Source organism: Halalkalibacter sp. APA_J-10(15) (genome assembly GCF_023017105.1).
Classification (GTDB): Bacteria; Bacillota; Bacilli; order Bacillales; family Bacillaceae_D; genus Halalkalibacter.
The window spans coordinates 268441-281594 of the sequence record NZ_JALKEV010000001.1 but is presented as its reverse complement, the minus strand read 5'-3'; the positions used below and the strand labels follow the sequence as shown (position 1 = coordinate 281594).

Sequence of the window (13154 nt, the reverse complement as noted above, 5' to 3'; positions counted from 1 at the left end):
AGCCTTGTCAGAAAGAACCTCTAAAACGAAAATAGGAATGTTTCAAAAGGTCGATCATTAACCTTTTGAAACATTCCTATTTTCATTCGACTTTATAAACTCATTCGATGACCCTTTAATTCCTTTTGCTTCCGCTCCACCTCATGACAATTACGGCAACGAGGTTCATAGGACTCTGATGCTCCTACTAAGATGATCGGATCATCATACGATGCAGGCTTCCCATTAATTAATCGTTGTGTACGACTTGCAGGTGCCCCGCATAATGGACAAATCGCTTGGAGCTTCGTAACATCCTCAGCAATCGCTAATAGCGGCTGAATCGGACCAAACGGTTCACCACGGAAGTCACGATCTAATCCTGCGCAAATAACTCGTTTCCCACGATTCGCTAACTCTTCAGCAATTTCGATAATGGCCTCATCAAAAAACTGTACCTCATCAATTGCAACAACTTGTGTTGTAGCTTCGACTTTTTCTAACACGTCAATGGCTCGCTCCACTGGTAATGCCCAGACCTTTGTTCCATTGTGGGATACGACCTCTTCTTCACTGTAACGATTATCAATCATCGGCTTAAACACTTGAACCTTTACATTTCCAAAGCTCACTCTTCGAACTCGTCGGATGAGCTCCTCCGATTTGCCTGAAAACATACTCCCACATATGACTTCAATTGAACCAAGCTGTTTATCCCCATACATCGTTTACACCTCATCTATAATATATCTCTTCTGACAATTGCTACTACATGTACATGAAAAAACAGGCAATGCACATTGCTATTGCCTGTTTATATAATGCGGTTTATTTCAAGTTGTATTTCTTCTTGAAACGATCGACACGTCCGCCTAAGTCGTTTAGCTTCTGCTTACCAGTGTAGAACGGGTGTGAATCAGCACTTACTTCCACTTTCAAAAGTGGATATGTGTTTCCATCTTCCCACTCAATAGTTTCAGAGGAGCCCTTTGTAGATCCACTTAGGAACTTAAAGCCCGTGCTTGTATCCATAAATACAACCTTTTGATAATCAGGATGAATACCTTGTTTCATTACTTTCAACTCCTTTTGCCCTGAATCTCTTCGAAACAGAGTTATCTCAATCACACATGACGAAATTATATCAACTCAACCGAGAAAAAGCAACTCCATTTTCATCCAATGGTTTATCTTTTCCTTCCTCTTGCGTTCATTTCTTCTTCCATTGATGCAAAAAAGTCAATGTTTGTTTTCGTTTCCTTCACTCGCTTAATGAAATGATCGACAAAATCTGGAGAATCATTCATCGTTTTACGAATGGCCCATAGCTTATCTAACTGACTTTTAGGCATTAGCATTTCTTCTTTTCGCGTACCAGAGCGACGAATATCGATCGCTGGGAAAATACGTCGCTCAGCCAATTTGCGATCAAGATGAAGCTCCATATTACCTGTCCCTTTAAATTCTTCATAGATGACATCATCCATACGTGAACCCGTTTCAACGAGCGCTGTTGCTAAAATCGTTAAGCTTCCGCCTTCTTCAATATTACGGGCCGCCCCAAAGAAACGCTTCGGACGGTGGAAGGCTGCTGGATCGATACCACCAGATAGCGTTCGACCACTCGGTGGAATGACGAGATTATACGCTCTCGCCAAACGAGTAATACTATCCATTAAGATGACGACATCCTTACGATGTTCGACGAGACGCATGGCGCGCTCTAGAACGAGCTCGGCCACTTTAATATGATTTTCAGGCACTTCATCAAACGTCGAGCTAACTACTTCTGCTTTTACCGAACGTTCAATATCAGTCACTTCTTCTGGACGTTCATCAATCAATAGAACAATCAGCTCAACATCCGGGTGGTTTTCCGCAATACTATTCGCTACTTCCTTCATTAATGAGGTCTTACCTGCTTTAGGAGGTGCGACAATCAAGCCGCGCTGTCCAAATCCAACAGGTGAAATCATATCAATAATCCTTGAAGATACACGGCCAGGGGCTGTTTCTAGTTCGACCTTCTGCTCAGGATAAAGTGGCGTTAATGCCGGAAAGTGAGGACGCTCTCTCGATGTTTCAGGCGCATCGCCATTTACAGCTTCAACATGTAACAATCCATGATAACGTTCATTCTCCTTAGGAGGTCGAACCTTCCCTGATACTTTATCACCATTTCGTAAATCAAATCGGCGGATTTGCGAAGCAGAAATATAAATATCCTCTGAGCTTGGCATGTAATTAATCGGTCGTAAGAATCCAAACCCCTCTGATTGAATAATTTCTAGTACGCCTTCCATAAACATTAAACCGTCTTGTTCAGCTTGTCCTTTTAAAATGGCAAAGACAAGCTCCTTTTTCGTTAGCTTGCTATAATAAGACACTTTGTATTCTCTAGCAAGTTCATAAAGCTCTTTTAGCTTCATATTTTCCAATTCTGAAATATGTACACCCATCGTAACACCACGTTTCTTATATATTAGAATACCCATTGATGCTCACCACATCAATGGTTCGATACACTTGTTTTGATTCCTTCACTGACAACATATCCATCTATACTAGGAAAACTATTATTTATCAAATAATAAGGTCATATTTGGAGTTATTGCGGAGAAAAATAGAAGGCTTAAAATGGTATCTACTATCAATCATTTTAACCATATTTCAATCAATTATTCAAGAAGGGCTTTTTCTTAACAATAGCCCTTCTTAGTTTCAAACCTAACTTTTTACTTGTTCTACTTCTTCTTCAGTCATCGATTCACGCCAAATTTTTGCGCCTAGCCCTAATAACTTCTCCTCAAGATGAGCATAGCCACGATCAATATGCTCTACTCCAGAAATTTCTGTTACCCCGTCTGCCAATAGGCCTGCTACTACAAGAGCAGCTCCGGCTCGTAGATCAGTTGCTCTTACCTTTGCCCCTTGTAACGTAGTCGCCCCATTAATAATCGCCGAACGTCCCTCTACCTTGACATTTGCCCCCATTCGTCTGAGCTCGTCAATGTGCTTAAAGCGTGCATTATAAATCGTATCCGTTACAATACTCGTTCCTTCAGCTTGAGTAAGCAACGTTGTAAATGGTTGCTGAAGATCGGTCGGGAAGCCAGGGTATACTAATGTTTTCACATCAACACCTTGCTTTGGTTTATGGTTATGTATCAATAATTGGTCATCATTTACATCAATCGATACACCCATTTCACGTAGCTTAGCAATGAGTGATTCAACATGGTAAGGAATAATGTTATCAATGATCACTCTTTGACCCATAGCAGCCGCCAATATCATATACGTTCCTGCTTCGATCCGATCAGGAATGATAGAATGGCGGCAACCTGGTAATGAGTCGACCCCATCGATTCGAATAACATTTGTCCCTGCTCCTTTTATTTTCGCTCCCATACTTGTTAACAGTGTAGCAACGTCAATAATTTCAGGTTCCTTTGCGGCATTTTCAATAATCGTCTGCCCCTTCGCTCGAACAGCAGCCAGCATAATGTTAATGGTCGCTCCAACACTGACAACATCCAAATAGATCGTTGCACCACGGAGTTCATCAGCGCGCAAATAAATCGCACCTTGTTCATTCGTCACCTTAGCTCCAAGTGCCTCAAAGCCTTTTATATGTTGATCAATCGGTCTTGGACCTAAGTTACAACCACCCGGTAATCCAATCACCGCTTTCTTAAATTTACCTAGCATGGCACCCATTAAATAGTAAGATGCCCGCAATTTTTTGACACGTCCATTTGGGAGTGGCATCGCAATCATATTTTCAGGCTTTATTTTAATTTCTTCAGGAGTTAACTCTACTTCTCCACCAATCTCTTGAAGAAGCTCTGCGAGAAGTTGAACATCTGAAATTTCAGGTAGATTATCAATCGTCACTTCTGAATCAGCTAAAATAGCAGCTGGTATTAACGCAACTGCACTATTTTTCGCACCACTAATTTGAACAGTTCCTTCTAACGGATATCCGCCTTCAATCATTAATTTATCCATAATCGCATCCCTTCCATTGGTGCTCATCTCTCTATCTTCCATTATAACCATTTCAACGAAAAAGTAACGAGTCTTTTTTTAAAGTTTTATTCATTTATATGAAAAGAAATGACGTCTGAAGGGAACTCAAAAAGTTTGTTTTTAACTTTTTTGGTTTCCTTTAAAGCAATGTGCGAAACGTTTTCTGTCTTGGAGGCTTGATACGAATGGGTTAGTCGTATCAAGCGAGCAACGAGCGAACCATTGCTAATCAGATAACATGTCCTTTTCATCGGCCTTCGCGATTGTCACTTTTTCTACATACAATGAACTCTATGAATGGACAAAAAGCAGTTCAGCTGAACTGCTTTTTGTCTACACATAGCTTGCTTATGCTTTATTTGAAGAACCAAAATCACGCATTTTGCCTTTTACTGTTTCTTTAATCGCGTCACGAGCAGGCCCTAAATATTTTCGTGGATCATACATATCAGGGTTTGCATCAATCGTTTCACGAACAGCTTTCGCAGATGCAATTTGGCTTTCTGTATTTACATTGATCTTCGCATGTCCGAACTCAATAGCCTTTTGAACATCAGCTACTGGAATTCCTGTACCACCATGAAGAACAAGTGGAATTCCTACTAGGTCATCAATTTCCTTCATACGATCGAAGCCTAAGTTAGGCTCACCTTTGTATGGTCCGTGAACAGATCCAAGCGCTGGTGCAAAACAGTCAACACCTGTTTCTGCAACAAGTTGCTTACATTCAGAAGGAATGGCATAAGCAGCTTCTGCATCGTCAACAATTAAGTCATCCTCTTGTCCACCAATACGACCAAGCTCAGCCTCAACAGATACCCCTAACGTATGAGCAACTGCTACAACTTGCTTTGTAATCGCAATGTTTTCTTCTAGCGGGTGATGAGAGCCATCAATCATTACAGAAGTAAATCCTGCATGAATCGCTTCTACACACTTTTCAAAGCTAGAACCATGGTCAAGGTGAATCGCAACAGGTACAGTTGTACCATACTCTTCCATTAATGATTCAACAAGCTTGACGATTGTTTTGAATCCACCCATATAACGAGCTGCACCCTCAGACACACCAAGGATTACTGGTGACTTTTCCTCTTCGGCAGCTTGTAGAATGGCTTGAGTGAACTCAAGGTTATTCAAATTGAATTGACCCACTGCATAGCTTTCCGCCTTTGCTTTGTTAAGCATTTCCTTCATTGAAACTAAAGGCATGTTTCTTTTCCTCCTTAAATTGAGCCTTAATCGAAGATCAACATCCCCGGTAGACGTATCTACTTATTTGTACAAAAAGTAAGCGCGTCACGCAAATATGCGTATCTCTATGTAAGAGGCATGATCTTCAAAATGCTCTCTATAGTTGAACGTGTCCATTATAGCATACTCTCCCAAGAAAATACCCATTTATACCGGAGATTCGTCAATTTTTTTAGAAACATTCACTTTGAAATCTCTTCCATTTCTAATGTCTTACGAATCACTTCGCGAATGTCATCAATGTCAAACGGCTTAGCAAAGTGTGTTACCGCACCTAAACTCATCGCTTCATTAATTAAATTCAATTCTCCGTAAGCAGTCATCATAATAACACGAATTGATTCATCATGCTCTTTAATACGCCTTAAAATTTCCAGACCATCCATTCCTGGAATTTTCATATCAAGTAACACAAGGTCTGGTCTATCTTTCTCCACCAATTTAAGAGCTTGAGCACCATTTGCCGCATCAGACATGACATAACCGTCTTTTTGAAGAATTTCACTAAGCAGTACACGTATTCCATATTGATCGTCGACGACAAGAATTTTGTTCATGCTTTCTTCCTCCTAATTTAAATCATATTTACCTCATCAAATATGCTCCTCTATTCTAAACCACCCTCGACATATTCGCCAAGTAATGGCTAACTCCTTCCAAATTCCACTCAATTTTCATAATTTCGTCCGACATATTTTGCATTTCTTGCGTTCCAATTGAAATCCTTTTATAATTTCGAGGTATGTGTCGTTCATAATAGTCAGTTAGTGAAAAAGGGATGTAGAAAGAGCTCTGAAAAAGTTGGTTTTTAATTTTTTCGGTGACCTCAATGTAGCGATTTTTTCAATACGATCGAATAAGAAGACACTGAAAAGAAGGAGGAAACGACTGTGCTTACGATTTTCACAACACAGCTTCAAGGATGCCTCAAGGACATCGCTCAAAAAGAAGAATTAGTTGAAGAGGCCGCCCGCCTTCTATGCCAATCATTAGTCGGAGATGGGAGCCTGTATATTGATGCACAAGAGGAAATGGGCGGTGTGCTTGCTGAAGCACTTTATGGTCAAGATCGCTTTGAGCAAACGAACCCCCTCTATCAGAATGGATCTATGGCAACGATATCTCCTGTTGACCGCGCACTGCTCGTAGCACCCACATCAGACCATCACGTACTACTAAAAACAGCGAAGATCTTAACCGAGCAAGCTGTTCCATTTGTTGCTATCGTAACGAAGCACGAATCGAGTGAGCTTGATGAGCTAGCAGATATAATCATTGACTTGGATTGCATGGATGGGTTAGTGCCCAATGATCTAGGATACCGGATTGGTCACCCTGCTTCAATCGCAGCTCTCTTTTGCTTTATCGCTATCCAACTGACGATGAAGGAAATGTTGGAGGAGTATTAAGTAAGCACTGTAAAGACTAGCGACAATTGTCCACCATATTAGTGTATAAAAAAGCGCCCTCAAGTATTGTCCTTGAGGGCGCTTTTCAACAGCAATCCAATCCTATTCTGTTTTTAACGACGCACCAATAAACTCTCTAAATAACGGCTGTGGGCGTGTCGGTCTAGATGTGAACTCAGGGTGAAACTGAGAAGCAATGAAGAATGGGTGGTCACGAAGCTCAATAATTTCGACTAAGCGACCATCTGGACTTGTCCCAGAGAAGATAAAGCCCGCATCCTCCATTTGCTCACGATATTCATTGTTAAACTCATAACGATGGCGGTGCCGCTCATACACGACTGGCTCCTTGTATGTCACATCTGCAAGCGACCCTTTGTCAAGCTTACACGGATACAAGCCGAGACGTAATGTTCCACCCATATCTTCTACATCCTTTTGTTCTGGAAGGAGATCAATGATTGGATAAGGCGTTTCTGGATTTAACTCAGCCGAATGAGCACCTTCAAGTCCTAATACGTTCCTTGCATACTCAATCGATGCTAGCTGCATACCTAGACAAATACCTAGAAATGGCACTCCTTGTTCACGCGCATATTGAATCGCGACCATTTTCCCTTCAACCCCACGATCACCAAAGCCCCCAGGAACAAGAACACCATCTATACCTTCTAAATATTCAGCAACATTATCCTTTGTCACTTCTTCAGAGTGAACCCATTTAATGTCAATATCAGCATCATAATAATAGCCAGCATGACGCAATGCCTCTGCAACTGAAAGATAGGCATCTTGCAAGGCCACATATTTACCGACAAGGGCAATCGTAACCTTTTTCGATAAGTTCTGAACTCTATTAACGAGCTCTTTCCATTCAGTCATATCAGCTGTATCACACGTTAATTTGAAATGGCGACAAACAATATCATCTAAGTGCTGTGCTTGCAGCTCAAGTGGTACTTTATATAATGAATCTTCATCGCGCGCCTCAATAACCGCATCCTTATTAATGTCACAGAATAACGCAATTTTCTCTTTCATCTCTTGTGGAACTGGCTTCTCCGTACGTACAACAATAATGTTTGGTTGGATTCCTAGGCTTCTAAGCTCTTTTACACTATGCTGAGTTGGTTTTGATTTCATCTCACCAGCTGCAGCTAAATAAGGAATAAGTGTACAGTGAATATACATCACATTTTCAAAGCCGACATCGCTCTTTATTTGGCGAATCGCCTCTAGAAACGGTAAACTCTCAATGTCACCAACCGTCCCACCAATTTCTGTAATGACTACATCAGCATGTGTTTCACGCCCAGCACGGAATACACGCTCTTTGATTTCATTCGTCACATGAGGTATGACTTGTACTGTGCCACCAAGGTAATCTCCACGACGTTCCTTCTTTAAGACCGTTGAATATATTTTCCCAGTTGTAACATTGCTATTTTTACTTAGGTTAATATCAATAAAACGCTCATAGTGCCCTAAATCAAGATCGGTTTCTGCTCCATCGTCTGTCACAAATACTTCACCATGCTGATACGGACTCATTGTTCCTGGATCGACATTGATATAAGGATCGAATTTTTGAATTGTGACTTTCAACCCACGATTTTTTAATAAACGCCCTAATGAAGCTGCTGTTATTCCCTTTCCTAATGACGACACCACACCGCCTGTGACAAAGATATATTTTGTTGCCATGTTTTCGTCTCCCTTATTTTTATACTTTCAATCTAGTTATAAAAAAAAACAAAAGTGAGCGATCCCTCCTGTGTAAAGGGGCACACTTTTGTTTTAACTTCACCATTCGGTTCTTAAGCCCAAAAATGATTCTACCGAGAATGCTCGAAGAAGTCAAGCAGATTCATTAGTTCCCATCTTCTTCAAATTTATCAGAATCATCCTCATCTTCGTCTATATCTTCGACTCCATCTGAATACTCGTCTGATTCCTCATCCTTATCAGCATCGTCTTCCATAGCAATCTCATCTAGTTCGTCTTCAAGATCTTCATATTCATCTTCATAATCATCAAAGTCATCATCGAGGTCAGCTGTTGCTTTTGATTTCTTCTTCGGCTTCACAGGCGTTGTAATCTCTTCCTCAGCCTGCTCTAGTGCATACCAGCTTTTCAACCCCCATGTGTTATCTCCAAGTGAATGGAAACGACCATCAATATTTAAATCTGTATATAAGTTCGCAATTCGTTCAGCTACTTGTTCCTCGTTCATACCTTTCACTTTTGCTACTTCATCCATCAAATCATAGTAATCATAAGGCTTACGACCCTTTTTCATAATTCCGTAAGCAATCTCTACCATTGAATGCTCTATTACTTCGTCTTTCGATAATTCTAATCCCATCTTGCCACGTCCTTTCTTCGCAATCTATCGCACATCTTTTCATTATAAACATAATTATAAGCTTTATTCCATAGCTTTTGTATTTTTCATTCCTGAAAGAAGAATTTCAACTTGAAGCTGAGTGTACTCCTCAATATTGTACAGCTTCTGAATGGACCATCGCCTAAACGTCCACATCTGACCTTGAACAACAATATTATGCGCAATCAGCTTAATCTGCTTCTCATTTAATGTAGCTATCTTCTCTTTTACACAATGGTGAAGAACCTCTTCTATCATCGCAACCATCTGTACTTCCTTCTCCAGCACATATTTCAGTGCGTCCTTAGATAGCGATTTCGTTTCTTGATACATGACAAGGACTTCATCCTGCATTTCATGAACGACTTGGAAATAGGATGAAATGGCATTTTTTAACCGATCCATTCCGCTCCCTTCCTCCTTCAGTAATGATTGCAACCGTCCCCGAACTTCTTCATAAATCGAATCACAAACAAGGAATAGAACGTCTTCCTTCGTTCGAATATATTCATAAAGGGTACCAATGCTAAACCCTGATGCACTTGCAATTTCACGAGTGGTTGTGCGATGAAATCCTTTTTCCGTAAATAAATGTACCGCAGCCTTAACCATTTGCTCCCTACGCTTTCGAATCAATTCAGGATCCTTCACAAGCGATTTCACTGCCTTTTTCATCAACCTGCCTCCCCTAATTTTGCTTATAGCATACTAAATTTCAAACGAATGAGCCATACTTTTATAAGAAAAACTGCGAAGCCATTTTTTCTTACTAACGCTAAACTTCTATTATTTCATGATTTTACAAAATAACCAACATGAATTTCAAGTAAATAGGGTAATCTAGTTGGAAGAATCTTATCAAAAGATCTTCTCCTTTAGAGAAAAGGTAGGTGTTCCTAAATGAATGGATGGTTAATCGCACTTTTTGTCATTGTCGCACTCATTATTTTGATGCGCATTGACTTCTTACTCGGCTTAAGGAAGCAGAAGAAAGAGGCGACTCGTCACGTACAGGAAACTCGTTACGGAGATGTCATGCTCTTGACAGAGGGAGAAGAGTGCTTTAAACAAATGCTTCACGATATGAAAGAGGCAACCGATCATATCCACATCCTCTTCTATATTTTTCGTGATGACCATATTGGAAAAAAAGTATTATCGACATTGGCATTAAAAGCAAAGCAAGGTGTAACTGTACGACTGCTCGTTGACCGCTTTGGTTGCAAGCTCTCAAGACACGTTAAAAGGAAGTATAAGAAAGCAGGGATCTCAATCGCCTACTCTCACCCTCCTTCCTTTCCATATTTGTTCTTCACGATCAATCGTCGTAATCATCGAAAGCTAACAATTATCGATGGAACAGTCGGTTATGTCGGTGGCTTTAATGTCGGTGACGAATATTTAGGTAGAGACCCTTCATTCGGCTTTTGGCGAGATTTTCATTTACGTATTGCTGGTGAAGGAGTTCAAGATTTGCAAGAGCAATTTCTAGAAGATTGGCAAACAGCTAAGCAAACGTACATCAAAAAGGAAAGCCATTATCCGCGGTTAGCAAAAGGAGAAGTACCATTACGCATTTTACCTACTGACGGTAGTTATTTAGAAGAGACGTTTATCGATTTGATTAGACAAGCGAAATCATCTATTGTCATTGGCACCCCTTATTACATTCCAGGAAAATTACTGCAAAAGGAATTACTAAATGCCGCACAAAGGGGAATTAACATTCGGATCGTTCTCCCGAAAAAAGGTGATCATCCACTCGTTCGTGAAGCTGCTTATCCTTATTTCGAACGCCTTTTAAAAGAGGGTGTAAGCATCTATCAATATTATCGTGGCTTCTTCCATGCGAAATGTATCATCATTGATGAGCAAATGTGTGATATCGGTACAGCGAACTTTGACAAGCGGAGCTTTCACCTTAACCATGAAATTAATTGCCTTATTTATGAAAAGGCATTCGTACAAAAGGTCCTTCATACACTTGAATACGACATGCAACGCTCCGAGCGTTTAACCTTAAAAGCATACGAGAAGCGTCCATTCATACATCGCAGTAAAGAAAAGATTGCTACACTTGTATCAGGCTTGTTATAAGAAAAGCGTGATAGCGTCTTTTCTTAATTGCGTCGTGCTAGAGGCTGGGTCAAAGCCCTCCTAGGCTGAGGCCACTGAAAAAGTGCTCGTATACTTCGGACTTGAATGGGAGCTTTGCCCTCGCTCCCGGGATGGGGGTACGCTTTCCGCAGGTGGGCGTTGAACGAACCGGCTGCGCCGGTGGATTTCAACCTGCCCTTCCCTGAGGCCATTGAAAAAGTAGAAATCAACTTTTTCAGTACCTTTGATTTGACAAGCAATGGCTTCACTCGTTGCTCGATTGATACGAGAAACCCACTCAATCAATCTTCTCAAAACAGGCAACGGTTTCGCACATTGCTTAAAGGGCAGAGGTCACTGAAAAAGTCCTTTCTAGTAACTCAAGGAAGAGTAATGGCTCCGCTCGTTGCGCGCCTTGCTATGAGAAACCCACTCATTGCAAGGCTTTCAAAATCGGGCAACGGCTACGCACATTACTTCAAAGCCACTGAAAAAGTTAAAACCAAACTTTTTCAGTGGCCTCAAAAACCAACCTTTTTCAGTGCCCTTCCCTCCTGCAGGAGTCGACCCTCCCGTCCCGTCCGCTTTGTTGAGAGGTAGGATAGACATTCCCTACTCTTCAACGATAAAAATAAGAGAAATAGTTTAAAAGGCCTTTGAGAAATGAGACTCAAAGGCCTTTTATCTACAGTTTGAAGTTTCATTTTACCAAACACTTCACTGTCATTTTAAGGTCATTTTCAAACGAGTCCATCCAATACTTCTAAAAATGACGGACCATCCATTGATGGATAATCGCATTACATTCTTCTGGTGTCTTCGTTGGTACTTGATGTGCAACTTGACTCACGATGACTACATCAATTTGCTTCACTTCTTGAAGAAAATAGACGATATATGGCGTTGAAAACAGATCTCGTTTCCCATAAATCGTTAGAACGGGTACGGAGAGCTGCTTAAGACGTTCAGTCGCTACATATCGTTCCCCGGCTTCATACATATCTTTCAAAACATTCGCATCAGCACGCTTTATCCACCTTCCCATCTCCTTCTGCTCTCGCTTAGAGCGGAAATGAGCTTTCGGTAGAGCAAGAGCAAACAAAGCCAGCAACTCTTTCTTCGCTGCCCAAATCCCAAGCTTAAATTCCTTCTCCAATAAAAACGAGGATACCTCAGGAAACCCGCCAATTAAAATAAGCCCATCCGTTCTTGCGGGGTACGTTAAAGCAAATTCAGTTGCGACTGAACCTCCATTAGAATATCCACAAATAACGGCTGATTGGATATTCATTTTCGTTAAAACGTTATTAATCATTTGTGCCAAGTACGGAACCTCTACCTCAGATGCAGACACATGCTTTGTACTTTTACCACTATTGAATAAATCAATGAAAATGACTTGATAGTGCTTAGCAAGTGACCGTTGCGATTGAAATGTTAATTGTCCCATCACTGGAGGATGTACAAAAACAAGTGGCTGTCCACTCCCGTATATTTCGTAATAAATACGAGCTTTGTCTAATTTAACATACGGCACGTTCTTCGCCTCCTTATTTCAATGGGCCTTGAAAGAGTTTGGCTTTTAACCTTTGTGGTGCCCTTTAAGCAATGAGTGAAACCATATTTTGGGAAGCTTGATACGAGTTGGTTTATCGTATCAAGCAAGCAACGAGTGAAGCCATTGCTCAAATAAAGGGTACTTAAAAAGTCGATTTGTCCTTGATTCAGTGGCCTCATTTCAGCCAATGCGCAGATACAAATACGAACAGTTGATAGCCTGCATATATACCGAAAATACCGAGTATTCCCGCTAGCGCAGGCGGAGCGGGAATAGGCAGCTTAATCCACGCAAACAAGAAACCAACGACTAACCCAGCGATAAATGCAAGAATCATTTCATTCATTTCTAGCCCCACTTTCATACTTGTACTTTGTCTCATGAGGCGACTTTTCATACATTGGTTTTTGAAGGAGAGTTAAGATGACCATACTTGTTG

At 40.9% G+C, this 13154-nt stretch carries 14 protein-coding genes; 3 read left to right on the top strand and 11 right to left on the bottom strand.

The annotated features are described in order from the left end of the window. Window positions 1–92: 92 nt before the first annotated feature. From MW695_RS01295 to MW695_RS01270, 6 genes are all read right to left on the bottom strand, one after another. Window positions 93–704, bottom strand: coding sequence for a thymidine kinase (locus MW695_RS01295; RefSeq protein ID WP_247102023.1), 612 nt, complete (start codon window positions 702–704; stop codon window positions 93–95). A 103-nt stretch (window positions 705–807) separates the two neighbouring features. Next, window positions 808–1053 carry a type B 50S ribosomal protein L31 gene (locus MW695_RS01290; protein WP_062052024.1) on the bottom strand — a complete coding sequence of 82 codons (246 nt, stop codon included), beginning with the start codon at window positions 1051–1053 and terminating at the stop codon, window positions 808–810. Window positions 1054–1166: 113 nt separating this feature from the next. After that, entirely contained in the window at window positions 1167–2438 is a 1272-nt protein-coding gene (rho, locus tag MW695_RS01285; RefSeq protein WP_247103074.1) for a transcription termination factor Rho, read from the bottom strand. Between the two features lie 268 nt (window positions 2439–2706). Continuing rightward, a complete protein-coding gene (locus MW695_RS01280; protein ID WP_247103070.1) occupies window positions 2707–3990 on the bottom strand; it encodes a UDP-N-acetylglucosamine 1-carboxyvinyltransferase in 1284 nt (427 codons plus the stop codon). Between the two features lie 369 nt (window positions 3991–4359). Further along, window positions 4360–5223 (bottom strand): class II fructose-1,6-bisphosphate aldolase, encoded by an 864-nt coding sequence (fba, locus tag MW695_RS01275; RefSeq protein WP_247102020.1) that lies wholly within the window; start codon window positions 5221–5223, stop codon window positions 4360–4362. A 224-nt stretch (window positions 5224–5447) separates the two neighbouring features. Continuing rightward, window positions 5448–5822: a response regulator gene (locus MW695_RS01270; protein ID WP_035344659.1), complete on the bottom strand. Its 375-nt coding sequence runs from the start codon at window positions 5820–5822 to the stop codon at window positions 5448–5450. Window positions 5823–6155: 333 nt separating this feature from the next. Here MW695_RS01270 and MW695_RS01265 point away from each other — a divergent pair, with 333 nt between their 5' ends. Beyond that, window positions 6156–6674: a DUF2529 family protein gene (locus MW695_RS01265; RefSeq protein ID WP_247102018.1), complete on the top strand. Its 519-nt coding sequence runs from the start codon at window positions 6156–6158 to the stop codon at window positions 6672–6674. Between the two features lie 102 nt (window positions 6675–6776). Here the strand turns inward: MW695_RS01265 and MW695_RS01260 are convergent, their stop codons facing one another. From MW695_RS01260 to MW695_RS01250, 3 genes are all read right to left on the bottom strand, one after another. Beyond that, window positions 6777–8378, bottom strand: coding sequence for a CTP synthase (locus MW695_RS01260; RefSeq protein WP_247102016.1), 1602 nt, complete (start codon window positions 8376–8378; stop codon window positions 6777–6779). Between the two features lie 166 nt (window positions 8379–8544). Continuing rightward, window positions 8545–9039, bottom strand: a complete 495-nt coding sequence (gene rpoE / locus MW695_RS01255; RefSeq protein WP_247102012.1) for a DNA-directed RNA polymerase subunit delta — start codon at window positions 9037–9039, stop codon at window positions 8545–8547. A 63-nt stretch (window positions 9040–9102) separates the two neighbouring features. Beyond that, window positions 9103–9738 carry a TetR/AcrR family transcriptional regulator gene (locus tag MW695_RS01250; protein WP_247102009.1) on the bottom strand — a complete coding sequence of 212 codons (636 nt, stop codon included), beginning with the start codon at window positions 9736–9738 and terminating at the stop codon, window positions 9103–9105. A 222-nt stretch (window positions 9739–9960) separates the two neighbouring features. Between MW695_RS01250 and cls the strand changes: the two genes are divergently transcribed. After that, on the top strand, window positions 9961–11157 hold the full coding sequence (gene cls / locus MW695_RS01245) for a cardiolipin synthase (protein WP_247102006.1): 1197 nt from the start codon (window positions 9961–9963) through the stop codon (window positions 11155–11157). Between the two features lie 159 nt (window positions 11158–11316). Next, on the top strand, window positions 11317–11757 hold the full coding sequence (locus tag MW695_RS01240; RefSeq protein ID WP_247102004.1) for a hypothetical protein: 441 nt from the start codon (window positions 11317–11319) through the stop codon (window positions 11755–11757). A 163-nt stretch (window positions 11758–11920) separates the two neighbouring features. On the opposite strand, the gene MW695_RS01235 is transcribed toward MW695_RS01240, so the two are convergent. Both MW695_RS01235 and MW695_RS01230 read right to left on the bottom strand, forming a co-directional pair. Further along, the gene (locus MW695_RS01235) at window positions 11921–12694 is read right to left on the bottom strand and encodes an alpha/beta fold hydrolase (protein WP_247102001.1); all 774 of its coding nucleotides are present in this window, start codon (window positions 12692–12694) and stop codon (window positions 11921–11923) included. 196 nt (window positions 12695–12890) lie between these two features. Continuing rightward, a complete protein-coding gene (locus MW695_RS01230; protein WP_247103068.1) occupies window positions 12891–13061 on the bottom strand; it encodes a XapX domain-containing protein in 171 nt (56 codons plus the stop codon). Between the last annotated feature and the right edge of the window lie 93 nt (window positions 13062–13154).